Genomic DNA, 16,052 nt, shown 5'->3' on the forward strand with positions numbered 1-16,052 from the left:
GCCGCCTCGGACGTCGGACCGGCCGACCGGACGTGCCCCGCGCCAGGGAAGACCCGACCGAGCACAACGGCGTACGACCACGCAGGACGACGTACGACGGGAATCGCGGGGGAGCGATGAGCACGACCGACGCCATGGCCGCGGCGATCACGCTGACCGAGGCCGAGCTGGACCTCTACGTCACGCACGCGCCCACGCGCGGCCTGCTGACCGGTCCCGGACTGCCCGACGACAGCGACCTGTTGACCTTCGCGGCGCTGCGCACGACCGGCCTGCGCACGCTCGCGGACGCCGTCGACGGCCCGGCCCGGCTGGCGGGCGAGCTGCGGGACCGGCTCGTGATAGGGGAACTCCTCGGCCCCGTCGGCATGGAGACGGAGTCGATCCTGCTCGACGGCAGCACCGGCGAGATCACCACCACCGACCTGCTTGACCCGACGGACAGCCGCCCCCTCGCGCCCTCCCTGCACACGCTGCTGCGCTTCGCCGCGGTCACGGAGGAACTGGCCGGTCTGCGTGGCCGGTTCGCCCGCTACGCGGGCCGGTACGGCACCAAGACCGCCACCGAGGCATCCCGTCGGCTTCTCGCGCTCTTCGAGGAGGGCACGGACGGCGAGGTGCCGCCGTACTGGAAGGCCGCCGCGCTGATCCGCCCGCTCTCCCTGGTCGCGAGCCCCGGCACCGCACGGGGCCTCGCCCTGGACCTCCCCGGCCGGCTCCTGGACGAGGAGTTCGGGCCGGGCCGGGTGGCCCGCTTCGAGGAGGTCGACTTCCCCGCCGCGCTCACCCACGAGCCGACGCGCCGCTTCCTGCGCGAGACGGGGCTGCCCGAGGACGCGGTGCTGTTCCGCCTCGACACGGACGTACCGCTGCCGACGCTCACGGAGTACTACAGGGACGAGCGGTCGGGCGAATACCCCCTCGAAGTGCTCCCCGCGCACTCCGACCGCCTCATACGCCTCGGCCATCTGGTCGAGGACAACAGCCTCGTGGTCGACGGCAGCACGGGCGCGATCCTCAACTTCAGCGAGCCCGAGGCGGCGCTGTACCCGCTCAACACGGACATCTCCACCCTCGCCTACACCCTCTGGCTGCTGCACCACGAGCGCACGATCGACGAGCACCTGGGCCACGAACTGACCACGGAGGCATACGACCAGCTGGCCGCGACGATGATCCGGACCCTCACGTCGATCGACACGACCCCGACGACAACGGACGCGGACTGGCACTACTGGACGGAACTCTTCCAGGACGAAGCAGGCGGCGTGCTCTGAAGCGGACCAGGCCCCTTTGAGGCGCCTTGCGTGTGCCCTGTTCCTCACGGACCGGGGTGTCCGTAGCAGCCACTATGACGGCCACTTCGGCCCCGACAACATGCTGACTGGCCGCACATTCGACATGCAACACCCGGAAAGTCGAGCAGACTGGTTCGTCGACGACAGGACCTTCCCGAGGCCGTAGGCGGGTCCGGATATGGCAGGACGAGTAGCTCTTGTCCGCGTACGGGCTGCTGTTCCAGAGCGCCGCCCAGGCCGGGGCCGTATGGCTCGGCTTCACGGCCGTGCAGGTGTTCAGTGCCCTCTACGCGCTCCGCCTCGACAAGGAGAAGTTCGAACCGCTGTGGACCCTGCCGCTGCAGATCTTTGTCTATCGGCAACTGATGTACCTGGTGGTGGTGCAGTCGGTTGTCACGGCGCTGCTGGGCAGCAGGCTGCGCCGGCATCGGATGCAGCGCATCGGTTCGGCGACGGATACGCTGCGGCGGCAGCCGGCGTGAGGTCGCACGGCCGGGCCGGCGCAGCGACGTTCAGGACGTCCCCGGGCCGTCGCCGGACCGGAGCAACTCCAATCTGAGCGCGCTCCGAAGAGGCGTATGCAATGACGTTTGGGCTCCCTTCACGCCGCGTGGCGCTCCGTGGAGCCGGGCCAGTCGGCATTGGCCCTGGCTGCCTCTGGCCTGGGAGTCACAGACCTCAAGAGCTGCGTCTGACCTGGAAACATGCAGATCAGCCGTATTCGGAGGCCGTGGCGGGAATCGAACCCACGTAACTCGCTTTGCAGGCGAGCCCCTAAACCACTCGGGCACACGGCCGTGTCGATAGGACGACCGTAGGGCGGGGCGGGGCGGGGATCAAGGGGGACGCGGGGGACGCAACGGGACTGCCATACGGCGTTCATGAAACGGGGGTGCCACACCGGGGAGGCGTACGACCAAGGTCGCAGGCGGCGGGAGACCCGGGACAGGGGTCAAGGTCGGTTGTGAGCCTTACGCTGGCCGTCATGAGCGTCCATGAGCCGCGCGACACCGAGGTCGCAGGAGAACCCGCAGGAGAACCCACAGCCGAACCCGCAGCCGAACCCGCAGGCAGGCCCGAGGAAGGAGTGCTGGGCCGAACGTACCGGGCGCTGAGCGTCGCGATCGTCTCGGTGGTGCTGCTGATCGCGTTCGAGGCGACCGCGGTGGGGACGGCGATGCCGGTGGCCGCGCGGGAGTTGGACGGGGTGTCCCTGTACGCGTTCGCGTTCTCCGGGTACTTCACCACCAGCCTGTTCGGCATGGTGCTCGCGGGACAGTGGTCGGACCGGCGGGGGCCGCTGGGGGCGCTGACCACGGGGATCGGCTCCTTCGCGGTGGGGCTGGTGGTGGCCGGGGCCGCCGGTTCGATGTGGGTGTTCATCCTGGGGCGGGCCGTGCAGGGCCTGGGTGGCGGGCTGGTGATCGTCGCGCTGTACGTGGTCGTGGGCCGGGCCTACCCGGAGCGGTTGCGTCCCGCGATCATGGCGGCGTTCGCGGCCGGCTGGGTCGTCCCGTCGATCGTCGGCCCGCTCGCCGCGGGCGCGGTCACCGAGCACCTGGGCTGGCGGTGGGTGTTCCTGGCGATCCCGGTGCTGGTCGTGCTCCCGCTGGCGCTCGCGCTGCCGCAGATACGACGGCGCGCGTCCGGTCCCGTGAGCACCGACGCCCGGACCGACGGCACCGCGTCCGGCGGCAAGGCGTCCGGCTCCCTCGACCGGCGGCGCATCCGGCTCGCGTTCGCCGTCTCCCTGGGCGCCGGGCTGCTCCAGTTCGCCGCGCAGGACCTGCGCTGGGTCTCCCTCGTCCCGGGGGCGGCGGGCGCGGCGCTGCTGGTGCCGGCCGTGCTCGGGCTGCTGCCCCGCGGCACCTACCGGGCGGCACGCGGGCTGCCGTCCGTCGTGCTGCTGCGCGGTGTCGCCGCGGGGTCCTTCATCGCGGCCGAGTCGTTCGTGCCGCTGATGCTGGTGGCCGAGCGGGGGCTGTCGCCGACGCTGGCCGGGTTCTCGCTGGCGGCGGGCGGCGGCACCTGGGCGCTGGGGTCCTGGATGCAGTCCCGGCCGCGTGCCGAACCGTACCGGGAGCGGCTGATGACCGTCGGCATGGTGCTGACGGCCGTCGCGATCGCCGCCGCCTCCAGTGTGCTCGTGCCCGCCGTGCCCGCGTGGACCGTCGCGGTCGCCTGGGGATTCGGCTGCTTCGGGATGGGGCTGGTGATCTCCTCCAGCAGCGTGCTCCTGCTGCGGCTGTCCGCCCCGGAGGAGGCCGGCGCCAACTCCGCCGCCCTGCAGATCTCCGACGCCCTGTCCAACGTCGTCCTGCTGGCGGCGGCGGGCGCCGCGTTCGCCGCGCTGGGGGGCGGCAGCATGGCGGCTTCCGCGGCCGAGACCGCCACCGGCGGCGGCGGTCACCCTGCCGCGTTCGCCGCGGTGTTTCTGCCGATGTCCGTGGTGGCGTTGCTCGGGGTGTGGGTGACGACGCGGTTGCGCACACGCTGAGCGACCGCGGAGGGACACGGCCGGGCATCTGCCGCTGTCTGTCGGTGGGTGGGGTGAGCATGGCGGCTTCCGCGGCGGAGACTGCCACCGGTGGCGCCGGTCACCCTGCCGCGCCCCGTCGCAGCCGCCGCCGCCACCCGTCCGTCGGCGCGTGGGGGATCGTCCGTCGGTGCCGGGTGACCGTCCGGCGGCATGCGCGCAGGCGCAACGACCGTCGCCTCGTGTGTCCGCTGTGACGTCTGTCCCACCCGTGGGCGACCCGGCCGGGTTCGCGCGTGGGTGGCCATGGGGCGCCGGTAGGGTGGCCCGGTTGTCATACCCAGCCGAGCCGCCCGACCGTAACCCAGCACCGCCGTGGCCGAACCGCCGCGCGCGGCGCGCTGATTCGACCCTCTGCACCGGAGACCGTGACTACCGCCGCTTCCTCCCACCACCTTTCCCCCGCCTTCCCCGGCCGCGCTCCCTGGGGCACCGCCAGCAAACTGCGCGCGTGGCAGCAGGGGGCGTTGGAGAAGTACGTCCAGGAGCAGCCGCGTGACTTCCTCGCCGTCGCCACGCCCGGCGCCGGCAAGACAACCTTCGCGCTGACCCTGGCGTCCTGGCTGCTGCACCACCATGTCGTCCAGCAGGTGACCGTGGTCGCGCCGACCGAGCACCTGAAGAAGCAGTGGGCGGAGGCGGCGGCGCGGATAGGGATCAAGCTGGACCCCGAGTACAGCGCGGGCCCGCTCGGCAAGGAGTACGACGGGGTCGCCGTGACCTACGCCGGTGTCGGTGTGCGCCCGATGCTGCACCGCAACCGCGTCGAGCAGCGCAAGACCCTCGTGATCCTCGACGAGATCCACCACGCAGGTGACTCCAAGTCCTGGGGCGAGGCATGCCTGGAGGCGTTCGAGCCCGCCACGCGGCGGCTCGCGCTCACCGGCACCCCCTTCCGTTCCGACACCAACCCCATCCCCTTCGTCACGTACGAGGAGGGGCAGGACGGAATCCGGCGGTCCGCCGCCGACTACACGTACGGCTATGGGTCCGCGCTGTCGGACGGGGTGGTGCGGCCCGTCATCTTCCTCTCCTACAGCGGCAACATGCGCTGGCGCACCAAGGCCGGCGACGAGGTCGCCGCCCGGCTCGGCGAGCCCATGACCAAGGACGCGGTCAGCCAGGCCTGGCGCACCGCGCTCGACCCGCGCGGCGAGTGGATGCCGAGCGTGCTGCGCGCCGCCGACCAGCGGCTCACCGAGGTCAGAAAGGCCATCCCGGACGCGGGCGCGCTGGTCATCGCCACCGACCAGGACTCGGCGCGCGCCTACGCCAAACTCATCCGGGAGATCACCGGCAGCCGTGCGACGGTCGTCCTGTCCGACGATGTCGGCGCCTCCAAGAAGATCGACGAGTTCAGCGAGGGCACCGACCGCTGGATGGTCGCCGTCCGCATGGTGTCCGAGGGCGTCGACGTGCCCCGGCTCGCGGTCGGCGTGTACGCCACGACCATCTCCACGCCGCTCTTCTTCGCGCAGGCCGTCGGCCGGTTCGTGCGCTCCCGGCGGCGCGGCGAGACCGCCTCCGTCTTCCTGCCGACCGTTCCCGACCTGCTCACCTTCGCCAACGAGATGGAGGTCGAGCGCGACCACGCCCTCGACAAGCCGAAGAAGGAGGGCGAGGAGGACCCGTACGCCGAGTCCGAGAAGGAGATGGAGGAGGCGAACAAGGAGCAGGACGAGGACACCGGCGAGCAGGACATGCTGCCCTTCGAGGCGCTGGAGTCCGACGCCGTCTTCGACCGGGTGCTCTACGACGGGGCCGAGTTCGGCATGCAGGCCCACCCGGGCAGCGAGGAGGAACAGGACTACCTGGGCATTCCGGGCCTGTTGGAGCCCGACCAGGTGCAACTGCTGTTGCAGAAGCGGCAGGCACGGCAGATCGCGCACAGCCGCAAGAAGCCGGACACCGAGGCCGATCTGCTCGAACTGCCCGCCGAGCGGCGGCCGGTGGTCAGCCACAAGGAGATGATGGAGCTGCGCAAGCAGCTCAATACGCTGGTCAGCGCGTACGTCCATCAGAGCGGCAAGCCGCACGGCGTGATCCACACCGAGCTGCGGCGGGTGTGCGGCGGACCGCCGAGCGCCGAGGCGACGGCGGGGCAGTTGCGGCAGCGGATCGCCAAGGTGCAGGAGTGGGCCACGCGGATGCGGTGACCGAGGGGTTCCGTGTGGGGAGCGTATCGGGGTGAACACGGATGGTTCATACCGGAGAGCGCCCGGATTCTGGACGGAGGCTTCCGCTCAGCGAACCGGCTTCGCTACTGTCCGGATACGCACACGCCCCGTGGCAGCGCCGCCGCGGAGCGCAGCCGTGAAGCGACTGGGCCCGGAGCCGCCGGGCCGTCCTGCCGATCGGCGGCCTCTGACACGCCTCGCCGACGGGACTCGGTGACGCAACCGCCACCAGTGGGTCGCCGACCTCACCACCTAAGGAGTGGGCGTCGTGACCGCGGAGACCTCTCAGACGCTCGACAGGGGACTGAGGGTCCTCAAGCTGCTGGCCGACACGGACCACGGGCTGACCGTCACCGAGCTTTCCCATCGACTGGGCGTGAACCGGACCGTGGTGTACCGGCTGCTCGCCACGCTCGAACAGCATGCGCTCGTACGGCGCGATCTGGGCGGGCGAGCCCGGGTCGGACTGGGCGTGCTGCGGCTCGGCCGGCAGGTGCATCCGCTGGTACGGGAGGCGGCGCTGCCCGCGCTGCGGTCGCTTGCCGAGGACATAGGGGCGACGGCCCATCTCACGCTGGTGGACGGCTCGGAGGCGCTGGCGGTCGCGGTCGTGGAGCCGACGTGGACGGACTATCACGTGGCGTACCGGGCGGGGTTCCGGCATCCGCTGGACCGCGGGGCCGCGGGCCGGGCGATCCTCGCGGCCCGGCAGGTGCCGCCCGCCGATCCCGGCTACACCCTGACCCACGGCGAGTTGGAGGCCGGGGCCTGCGGGGCGGCGGCGCCGCTGATCGGGGTGACGGGGGTGGAGGGCAGCGTCGGCGTGGTGATGCTGGCGGATTCCGTCCCGGAGCGGGTCGGCCCTCGAGTCCTGGACGCGGCCCGTGAGGTCGCTGAGGCCCTTCGCTGACGGGGCCGTCCGGCGTGGTTTCCGTGTGGTGGTGTGGGCGGATTCCGTCCTGGAGCCGGTGGGTCCCGTGGGTTTCTCGACGTGGCCCGCGAGGTCGCCGTGGTCGATCGTTGACGGGGGCGCTTGGCATGCTGTCGGTGTGGTGATGCTGGCGGACTCCGTCCCGGAGCGGGTCGGCCCTCGAGTCCTGGACGCGGCCCGTGAGGTCGCTGAGGCCCTTCGCTGACGGGGGTGCCCGTGAGGTCGCCGAGGTCCTTCGCTGACGGGGGTGCCCGGGGGGCCGTCGGCCGTGGTGGTCGGGCGGTGGCCTGATGTGGGGGGCGCGTTAGATTGACCCCGTGCTCTCTCGTCTCACGCGCCTCCAGGCCGTCGCTGTCTGTGCCCTGCCCGTCGCGGCACTGATCGCCACCGCGGTCTTCGCGCCGCTGCCGTTCTCGGTGGCGCAGCCCGGGATGACGGCGAACGTGCTCGGCGCCAACAGGGGCACCGAGGTGATCACGGTCTCCGGTGCGCCGGTCCGGCGGACGAGCGGCGAGCTGCGGATGACGACCATCGAGGCCACCTCCCCGGACGCGGACGTCTCGCTCGGCGATGTGATCGACAACTGGTTCCGCACGGACCGGGCGGTCATGCCGCGCGACTCGGTCTATCCGAGCGGGAACAGCGTCAAGGAGATCGAGCGGCACAACGTCGCGCAGATGCAGCAGTCCCAGGACGCCGCCACCCGGGCCGCGCTGGGCCACCTCGATCTGACCGACAAGAACATCAAGGTTACGTTGAAGCTCGCGGACGTCGGCGGCCCCAGCGCCGGCCTGCTGTTCTCCCTCGGGATCGTGGACAAGCTGGACGGCGACGGCAGCGGCGGCGACCTCACCGGCGGGCGCACCATCGCCGGCACGGGCACGATCGACACCGACGGGACCGTCGGTGCGGTGGGCGGCGTGGCCCTGAAGACGCAGGCGGCCCGGCGGGACGGGGCGACGGTGTTCCTGGTGCCGAAGGCGGAGTGCGCCGACGCCAAGGCGGAACTGCCGAAGGGGCTGCGGCTGATCCCCGTCACCACGCTCAAGGGCGCGGTGGACTCCCTGGTCGCCCTGGAGAAGAACAAGCCCTCGGTCCCGAGCTGCTAAGCGCTCCGCTGGACTTGCCGCGCTGTGCCGTCGGTCGGCTGCGGCACCATCGTGGCTGGTCGCGCAGTTCCCCGTGCCCCTTCAGGCTTCAGGGCGCGTCCCGGTCCTGGGACGCCTGCTCCACCAGCGGGATGATCCGCAGTGGAACCGGGTTCTCCATGACGATCGCCGTGGCGGCGCGGACGATGCCCTCGAAGCCGACGACCCGGTCGATCACCCGCTGCAGATCGGCGTTCGAGCGGGCCACCAGACGGCACAGCATGTCCCCGGTCCCGGTGGTGGTGTGCAGCTCCAGCACCTCCGGCACGGACGCCAAGTGCGCCCGCACATCGGGCCCTTGGCCCTGCCGGATCTCCAGTGTGGCGAAGGCGGTGACGGGATAGCCGAGGGCCGCCGGATCGACCTGCGGGCCGAAGCCGCGGATGACACCGTTCGACTGGAGCCGGTCCAGCCGCGCCTGCACGGTGCCCCGGGCGACACCCAGCCGGCGGGACATCTCCAGCACCCCGATCCGCGGCTCCCGCGCCAGCAGGACGATGATGCGCCCGTCCAGATGATCGATCGCCATCGCGCCTCCCGCGGTGGTCAGCATGTGTGGTGGTCATCATGTACAGAGAGACCGCCGATAGGGCCGTTCGGCCCTACATATTGCCCAGTCGATACACAAACTATTGCGCACCTTGCAGGCCGGAGCCACGCTTCCGCCATGGCCGTAATCGACGCGAACACACACCACACTCCCGACACCGCACGGCAGGCCGACCCCTTCCCGGTCAAGGGAATGGACGCGGTCGTCTTCGCCGTGGGCAACGCCAAGCAGGCCGCGCACTACTACTCCACCGCCTTCGGCATGCGGCTGGTCGCCTACTTCGGACCGGAGAACGGCAGCCGTGAGACGGCGAGCTACGTCCTGGAGAACGGCTCCGCCCGCTTCGTGTTCACCTCCGTGATCAGGCCCGCCACCGACTGGGGCCGCTTCCTCGCGCAGCATGTGGCCGAGCACGGCGACGGCGTCATCGACCTCGCCATCGAGGTGCCGGACGCGCGCGCCGCCCACGCCTACGCCGTCGAGCACGGCGCCCGCTCCGTGACGGAGCCGTACGAACTGAAGGACGAGCACGGCACGGTCGTCCTCGCCGCGATCGCGACGTACGGCGAGACCCGGCACACCCTGGTGGAACGCTCCGGCTACGACGGGCCCTACCTGCCCGGCTACGCCGCCGCCGACCCGATCGTCGAACCCCCCGCCCAGAGGACCTTCCAGGCCGTCGACCACTGCGTCGGCAACGTCGAACTCGGCCGCATGAACGAGTGGGTCGGCTTCTACAACAAGGTCATGGGCTTCACGAACATGAAGGAGTTCGTGGGCGACGACATCGCGACCGAGTACAGCGCCCTGATGTCCAAGGTCGTGGCCGACGGCACGCTCAAGGTCAAGTTCCCGATCAACGAGCCCGCGCTCGCCAAGAAGAAGTCCCAGATCGACGAGTACCTGGAGTTCTACGGCGGCGCCGGAGTCCAGCACATCGCCCTCAGCACCAACGACATCGTCCAGACCGTACGCACCATGCGCGCGGCCGGCGTCGAGTTCCTCGACACCCCCGACGCGTACTACGACACCCTCGGCGACTGGGTCGGCGACACCCGCGTCCCCGTCGACACCCTCCGTGAGCTGAAGATCCTCGCCGACCGGGACGAGGACGGCTACCTGCTGCAGATCTTCACCAAGCCGGTCCAGGACCGCCCGACCGTCTTCTTCGAGATCATCGAGCGCCATGGCTCGATGGGCTTCGGCAAGGGCAACTTCAAGGCCCTGTTCGAGGCGATCGAGCGGGAACAGGAGCGCCGCGGCAACCTCTAGCTAGCCCTGATCGGCACAGGCCCGGGGCACGGGGCACGAGGGTCGGGGGACCACCCGGCGGCATCTCGTCGGGTGGTCCCCCGCGGCGGGTCACCAGGCGGGGGCCGGGGTGTCCGCGGGGTCGCCCAGGGACCGCAGGGCCGTTCTCGCCTCGGCCGCCCGGGTCGGGGAGAAGTACGGGTTGATCTGCAGGGCCTCCTTGAGGTGGCGGCGGGCGGAGGAGTACTCGCCCAGGTCGCGTTCGATCATGCCGCGGTGGAAGACATACAGCGCGCTGCGCACCCCGCCGCCCTTCGTCTTGTCCGTCGCCTTCTGCGCGTACTCAAGGCCCTCCTCCGGGTCCCCGGACCGGTACAGCGCCCAGCCGAGCGCGTCCGCCACCTCGATCCCCGGCTGCCGGTCCCACTCGTCGCGCAGCCGCCGCACCGCCTGCTGCGGGTCGCCGTGGTCCGCCTCGTACTGCCCGATGACCAGATCGTCGTCGACCCCGCCCGCGATGTCCCGGTCCGCCCGCTGCCGCAGCAGGTCGTACTGGCCCCGCGCCTCCTGGGTCATGCCCAGCGACTCATACAGCTCGCCCAGTTCCAGCGCGTACTGCGGGGACGGCTGACCAGCCAGCGCGAGGGCATAGGCGTCCACCGCCTGCGCCGTGCGGCCGAGCGCGGCCAGCGCCCGTCCCTGCCCGGCGAGCGCGGCCCGCTGGTCCGGGTCCAGCCGGACGGCCGCCTCGAAGTGCCGCAGCGCGTCCTCCCGGTCCCCGCGCTCCCAGGCCAGCTGCCCGGCCCGCTCCAGATAGGCGGCCTGCTCGGTGGGGGTACCGGCGGTCGCCGCGGCGTCCGCGACCTGCGCGGCCGCGTCCTCGCGCCAGCCCCGGTCGCGGTAGACGGCGGAGGCCCGCGCCATCACCGCCGGGCGTTCGGCGGGCGAGGTGCGCAGCCCCATCAGCTTGTCCAGGGTGCCGCGGGCCGCCTCGTAGTCACCGAGTCCGGTGTAGGCGTCGATCAGCAGCGCGTATGCCGTCCAGCGTGTGGGCTGGAGGGCCAGCGCCTGCTCGCCCTGCCGCTTGGCCTCGCCGAAGTCCCGCCGGGCGTTGGCCAGCGCCGCCAGCCCGTCCAGCGCCTGCGCGTTGGCCGTCGGCCGCTCCCGCAGCGAGGCCTGCAGCGCGTTCTCGGCCTTCGGGAAGTTCCCGGCGTCCGCGGTTCTGCGTCCGTGTTCCACATAGGCCGTTCCCAGCACGGCCCATGCCTGTGCGTCCCGCGGATGCGTGCGCAGATGCAGTTCCCGGTCCCTGATGAGTGCCGTCAGGCCCGGCAGCGCGGCGGGCATCCCGGCGGTCACCGTCGTGAGCGGCGGTGGGCCCGGCGCCGGCGCGGGCGGTGGATCCGGCGGTGGCTGCGGGGGTGGCAGCAGCATCAGCACTCCGACATACCCGGCGGCACCCGCGGTACCGGCCGTCACCAGGGTGACCAGTACTCGCCGCAGCACGCGGGTGCGCCGCGGCGGCGCGGCCACCAGGGACGTGCCCGGCCCGGACTGTTCGTTCTCCATAGTCATACTGTGCGTTCATATGACCGCCACAGCCCGGCAGCCGAAGGCGCGCCCCCGATGGGGTTCACACCGATGGCCCCGGGTGCAAGGCTGTGATCATGAGCCGAATCGAAGCCGCACCCGACACGGCGATGGGCGACCTGACCGACCGGCTCCGCGCGGGCCTGCCGGCCGAGGCCGTCCTCACCGACCCCGACGTCACGACCTCGTACGCCAACGACATGGCGAGCTTCTGCCCGGCCGGCAGCCCGGCCGTGGTGGTGCTGCCGCGCACGGTCGAAGAGGTCCAGCACGTCATGCGCACCGCAACACAACTGCGCGTGCCCGTCGTCCCGCAGGGCGCCCGCACCGGCCTGTCCGGCGGCGCCAACGCCGCCGACGGCTGCATCGTGCTGTCCCTCACCAAGATGGACCGCATCCTGGAGATCAGCCCGGTCGACCGCGTCGCCGTCGTCGAGCCGGGAGTCGTCAACGCCACGCTCTCCCGCGCGGTCGAGGAGCACGGCCTGTACTACCCGCCGGACCCCTCCAGCTGGGAGATGTGCACCATCGGCGGCAACATCGGCACCGCCTCCGGCGGCCTGTGCTGTGTGAAGTACGGGGTGACGGCCGAGTATGTGCTCGGCCTTGACGTCGTGCTCGCCGACGGCCGCCTGCTGTCCACCGGCCGCCGCACCGCGAAAGGGGTGGCGGGGTACGACCTGACCCGTCTGTTCGTCGGCTCCGAGGGCTCGCTCGGCATCGTTGTACGGGCCGTCCTCGCGCTGAAGCCCAAGCCACCCCGGCAACTGGTGCTCGCGGCCGAGTTCGCCTCCGCGGCCGCCGCCTGCGACGCGGTGTGCCGGATCATGGCGGGCGGCCATGTGCCGTCCCTGCTGGAACTCATGGACCGGACGACGGTCAAGGCCGTCAACGACCTCGCCCACATGGGCCTCCCGGAGTCCACCGAGGCGCTGCTGCTGGCCGCGTTCGACACCCCGGATCCGGCCGCCGACCTGGCCGCCGTCGGCGCGCTGTGCGAGGCCGCCGGCGCCACCGAGGTGGTCCCCGCCGACGACGCCGCCGAGTCCGACATGCTCCTCCAGGCCCGCCGGCTGTCCCTGACCGCGCTGGAGGCGGTCAAGGGCACGACGATGATCGACGACGTGTGCGTGCCCCGCTCCCGGCTGGGCGAGATGCTGGAGGGCGTCGAGCGCATCGCCGAAAAGCACCGGCTGACCATCGGGTTGTGCGCGCACGCCGGTGACGGCAACACCCATCCCACCGTCTGCTTCGACGCCGACGACGCCGAGGAGTCCCGGCGGGCCCGCGAGTCCTTCGACGAGATCATGGCCCTCGGCCTGGAACTGGGCGGCACCATCACCGGCGAGCACGGTGTCGGCGTCCTGAAGAAGGAGTGGCTGGCCCGGGAGATCGGTCCGGTCGGCGTGGAGCTGCAACGCGCCGTCAAACAGGTCTTCGACCCGCTGGGCATCCTCAACCCGGGCAAGCTGTTCTGACCCCGCGCCGCACCCGGTGTCACCGGGCGAGCAGCTGGTGGAGCGCGTCGTCGAGGCCCAGTTGCTCCGCCTCGGACCCCGGCGGCACCATCCGCAGCGTCCGCTCCAGCCAGGCGGACACCAAGGTGGTGGGCGCCTCCAGCAGGGCCTCGCCGTCGGGCGAACTGAGCGCCATCAGCACGACGCTGCGGCCGTTCGCCTTGGTCGGCCACACCCGCACATCCCCGTCCCCGCACGGCCGGAACACCCCCTCCACCAGCAGTTCGCGGGCGAACGTCCAGTCGACGGGCTGCTCGGAGTTGATGTGGAAGCTGATGTGGACGGCGTACGGGTCGTCGGTGCGGTAGGAGAGCCGCGCCGGGACCGGCACGCTGCGCTCCGGCGACAGGACGAGCTTCAGCTCCAGTTCGCGCTCCACCACGGTGCAGTGCATGACGTGCGGTTCCTCTCTCAGGCAGGTGTACGGGGCGCCGCTGGCGGTCCCGTACGAGTGGAGAGAGGGCGGGGGCGTGGGCATTACGCGGGTTCGGAGAACTTTTTTCCCCGGCCGTGAAGCCGGTGCGCAGGTTGCCCGGAAAGGGGTGGGTCCGGCCGGACTGGCCGTGGCGGGCCACCGGGTCTGATAGATGTGGAGACCCCCAACCGACTTCCGAGCAGATACGGGACGACGGACATGAGCGCCCCAACCCCGGCCCCCGGCGACGACAGGCCTCGCGAGGGCTATTACCCGGACCCGTCCATCCCCGGCTACGTCCGGTACTGGAACGGGGCCGCCTGGGTGCCGGGCACCAGCCGGCCGGCTCCCCGGGACGGCGAACCGCTCAGCCCGCCGGCCGGGACGCGTCCGGCCGCACCCGCGGTCGAGGAGACCGGCCCGCACTTCTTCGACGAGGACCCGCAGCCGGAGCCCGCCGGGCCGCAGCCGGAGCCCGCCGGGCCGCAGCCGGAGCCCGCCGGGCCCGAGCCGGCGTCCGCGTGGAGTGCCGACCGGTCCCGGCAGTCCGGCTTCGGCGGCGAACCGGACCGCCGGGTCTCCTGGGGCGGCGACCCGCGGGTGCCCGCCGACCCGCCGCCGGCGCCGGACGGCCGGGCCACCAGCACCGACGGCACGGCGACGATCCCGCCGGCCGAATCCGGCGACCTGCCGGCGAGCGGCACGTTCGTCTTCCGCCGTCCCGTCCCCGGCCCGGCCGCCGCGCCCGCCGCCGAGGACGAGGGCACCATGACCTTCCGTGCGGTGCCGCGCACCGGGGAACCGGGCGCTGCGGCCCCCGCGGACCGGAGCGGGCCGGCCTTCGGCCCGCGCCAGGGTCCGCCGGGTCCGGCTGGGTCCGGTGGTTCCGGCGGGTCCGGGGCGGCGATCCCGGCACAGGGCTCCGGCGCGGACGGCTCCGCCTCCGCTGCCGCCTCCGCTCCGGGCGCGGGCGGCGCCGCTTCCCCGGCTCCCTCCCCGGCTGCTTCTTCCGCCACGGGCTCCGGCGGGCCCGGGTTCGGGGCCGGCAAGGCCGCCGCGGCCCGTGCCGCGGCGGCGCAGGACGAGAACCGGGCGGCGGGCGCCGCGGCCCGCACCGCCACTCCCTCCGTACCACAGCAGTCCACCCCCGTGACCTCCGGGCGCGGCGGCGGGCAGTCCTCCTGGGCCCAGCAGGTGCACCGGCTCGCGGGCGGCGGGGACGAGCAGCCCGTGGCCCCCTGGAAGCCGCCCGCGGAGGATCCCTTCCAGGCGATGGTGCGGCGGCAGGCGGCGGCCCGGCCCGCGGCGCTCGGCAAGCGGCTGGCGGCCCGGCTGATCGACACCGCGGCCGTCGGCGCGGTCACCGCAGTGGCCGCCGTGCCGCTCGGCACCAGGGCGGCCGACCACATCCAGGAGAAGATCGACGCGGCCGAGCTCTCCGGCCGCACCGTCACGGTCTGGCTGCTCGACGGCACGACGGGGACGTACCTCGGCATCGTCCTCGCGGTCCTCCTGCTCGCCGGGGTCCTCTACGAGGTGCTGCCCACCGCCAAGTGGGGCCGCACCCTGGGCAAGCGGCTGTGCGGCCTGGAGGTACGGGACATCGAGGGCCATGAGCCGCCGGCCTTCGGCGCGTCCCTGCGGCGCTGGCTCGTGCACACCGTCCCGGGTCTGCTCGGCATCGGTGTCGTCGGCTACGCCTGGTGCCTGTTCGACCGCCCGTGGCATCAGTGCTGGCACGACAAGGCGGCCCACACCTTCGTGGCAGGCTGACCGGGGTCACTACGCCCGTTGCGGCAGCCGTGGGTCCGCCGTACGGCTTCTTCGATTCGGTACCCCGGACGGCCGTCCGCCGGATGCGGAATCCGGCGGTTCGCGGTCCACTCGGGCCATGAGCAGCGAACCGCCCCCCGGCTCAGGACAGCAGCCACCGGAAGAAGACCCGTTCAGGAAGCGGCCCCCGTCCGGCCCGGGGTCGGGCGCGCCCTACGACACCCCTGGTCAGCCCCCGCCAGGGGGCGGCGAGGGCGGGCAGCCGCCACCGCCCGGCGGGGGTCAGCAGCCGCCTCCGTACGGCGGTGAGCAGCCCCCGTCCTACGGCGGCGGGCCCTACGGAGCCGGGCCCTACGGGGGCGCCGGCGGGCCCGCCGACCCGCTCGCCGGTATGCCCCCGCTCGCCGACAGCGGCAAGCGCACCCTCGCCCGCATCATCGACCTGATCCTGGTCGGCATCGTCGTCTGGCTGATCACCTGGGCCTTCGGGGTGCGCGAGTACGAGGTGAACAGCGACAGGGTCGAGGTCGGCAAGTCGTTGGTGCAGTCGCTGGTCGCCGCCGTGCTCTACATCGCCTACGACACCGTCCTGATCTCCCGGACCGGCCAGACCCTGGGCAAGAAGTGGCTCGGCATGCGCGTGGCCGACCTGGGCAACGGCTCCACGCCCTCCGTGCAGACCGCGCTGGTGCGCGCGCTGGTGCTGTGGATCCCGTTCGCGTTCTGCTGCGCCTGCATCTGGACCGCGATCTGCGGCGGTTGGAGCTTCTTCGACCGGCCCTACAAGCAGGGCCTGCACGACAAGGCCGCCAAGACGGTGGTGGTCAGCACCAGATGAGTCCGGCGGGCCGCACAGGCCGCCGGAA

Annotated in this window: 13 protein-coding genes, 1 tRNA gene and 1 pseudogene; 11 read left to right on the forward strand and 4 right to left on the reverse strand. The window is 72.3% G+C overall.

Translation table 11 applies throughout. The annotated features are described in order from the left end of the window. Nucleotides 1-116: 116 nt before the first annotated feature. Nucleotides 117-1,277, forward strand: coding sequence for an SUKH-4 family immunity protein (locus ABT245_RS22745; RefSeq protein WP_351736316.1), 1,161 nt, complete (start codon nt 117-119; stop codon nt 1,275-1,277). A gap of 218 nt (nt 1,278-1,495) precedes the next feature. After that, nucleotides 1,496-1,780 carry a hypothetical protein gene (locus ABT245_RS22750; protein ID WP_351736318.1) on the forward strand — a complete coding sequence of 95 codons (285 nt, stop codon included), beginning with the start codon at nt 1,496-1,498 and terminating at the stop codon, nt 1,778-1,780. Nucleotides 1,781-2,023: 243 nt separating this feature from the next. Here the strand turns inward: ABT245_RS22750 and ABT245_RS22755 are convergent. Then, nucleotides 2,024-2,095: transfer RNA gene (locus ABT245_RS22755), tRNA-Cys, on the reverse strand. A 188-nt stretch (nt 2,096-2,283) separates the two neighbouring features. On the opposite strand from ABT245_RS22755, the gene ABT245_RS22760 reads away from it, so the two are divergent. The 5 genes and pseudogenes from ABT245_RS22760 (at nt 2,284) to ABT245_RS22780 (ending at nt 8,051) form a co-directional block, all read left to right on the forward strand. Beyond that, on the forward strand, nt 2,284-3,795 hold the full coding sequence (locus ABT245_RS22760; RefSeq protein ID WP_351736320.1) for an MFS transporter: 1,512 nt from the start codon (nt 2,284-2,286) through the stop codon (nt 3,793-3,795). Nucleotides 3,796-4,202: 407 nt separating this feature from the next. After that, on the forward strand, nt 4,203-5,990 hold the full coding sequence (locus ABT245_RS22765; RefSeq protein WP_351736322.1) for a DEAD/DEAH box helicase: 1,788 nt from the start codon (nt 4,203-4,205) through the stop codon (nt 5,988-5,990). Between the two features lie 289 nt (nt 5,991-6,279). Next, nucleotides 6,280-6,921 (forward strand): IclR family transcriptional regulator, encoded by a 642-nt coding sequence (locus ABT245_RS22770; RefSeq protein ID WP_351736324.1) that lies wholly within the window; start codon nt 6,280-6,282, stop codon nt 6,919-6,921. Nucleotides 6,922-7,051: 130 nt separating this feature from the next. Further along, nucleotides 7,052-7,147 (forward strand): annotated as a pseudogene (locus ABT245_RS22775) (IclR family transcriptional regulator); the annotation flags it as partial. Between the two features lie 112 nt (nt 7,148-7,259). Beyond that, nucleotides 7,260-8,051, forward strand: a complete 792-nt coding sequence (locus ABT245_RS22780; RefSeq protein ID WP_351736326.1) for a S16 family serine protease — start codon at nt 7,260-7,262, stop codon at nt 8,049-8,051. Nucleotides 8,052-8,139: 88 nt separating this feature from the next. On the opposite strand, the gene ABT245_RS22785 is transcribed toward ABT245_RS22780, so the two are convergent. Next, on the reverse strand, nt 8,140-8,619 hold the full coding sequence (locus tag ABT245_RS22785; RefSeq protein ID WP_351736328.1) for an Lrp/AsnC family transcriptional regulator: 480 nt from the start codon (nt 8,617-8,619) through the stop codon (nt 8,140-8,142). 138 nt (nt 8,620-8,757) lie between these two features. Here ABT245_RS22785 and hppD point away from each other — a divergent pair, with 138 nt between their 5' ends. Further along, nucleotides 8,758-9,912 carry a 4-hydroxyphenylpyruvate dioxygenase gene (gene hppD / locus ABT245_RS22790; RefSeq protein ID WP_351736330.1) on the forward strand — a complete coding sequence of 385 codons (1,155 nt, stop codon included), beginning with the start codon at nt 8,758-8,760 and terminating at the stop codon, nt 9,910-9,912. 90 nt (nt 9,913-10,002) lie between these two features. On the opposite strand, the gene ABT245_RS22795 is transcribed toward hppD, so the two are convergent. After that, nucleotides 10,003-11,460 carry a tetratricopeptide repeat protein gene (locus tag ABT245_RS22795; protein ID WP_351736332.1) on the reverse strand — a complete coding sequence of 486 codons (1,458 nt, stop codon included), beginning with the start codon at nt 11,458-11,460 and terminating at the stop codon, nt 10,003-10,005. A 92-nt stretch (nt 11,461-11,552) separates the two neighbouring features. Between ABT245_RS22795 and ABT245_RS22800 the strand changes: the two genes are divergently transcribed. After that, nucleotides 11,553-12,959: an FAD-binding oxidoreductase gene (locus ABT245_RS22800; RefSeq protein ID WP_351736334.1), complete on the forward strand. Its 1,407-nt coding sequence runs from the start codon at nt 11,553-11,555 to the stop codon at nt 12,957-12,959. A 19-nt stretch (nt 12,960-12,978) separates the two neighbouring features. On the opposite strand, the gene ABT245_RS22805 is transcribed toward ABT245_RS22800, so the two are convergent. Further along, a complete protein-coding gene (locus ABT245_RS22805) occupies nt 12,979-13,392 on the reverse strand; it encodes an SsgA family sporulation/cell division regulator (RefSeq protein ID WP_351736336.1) in 414 nt (137 codons plus the stop codon). A gap of 240 nt (nt 13,393-13,632) precedes the next feature. Here ABT245_RS22805 and ABT245_RS22810 point away from each other — a divergent pair, with 240 nt between their 5' ends. Next, a complete protein-coding gene (locus ABT245_RS22810; RefSeq protein WP_351736338.1) occupies nt 13,633-15,186 on the forward strand; it encodes an RDD family protein in 1,554 nt (517 codons plus the stop codon). Between the two features lie 118 nt (nt 15,187-15,304). After that, nucleotides 15,305-16,024, forward strand: a complete 720-nt coding sequence (locus tag ABT245_RS22815) for an RDD family protein (RefSeq protein WP_351736340.1) — start codon at nt 15,305-15,307, stop codon at nt 16,022-16,024. Nucleotides 16,025-16,052 lie beyond the last annotated feature (28 nt).

Origin of the sequence: Streptomyces sp. NPDC001508 (assembly GCF_040298665.1) — a bacterium.
GTDB lineage: Bacteria > Actinomycetota > Actinomycetes > Streptomycetales > Streptomycetaceae > Streptomyces.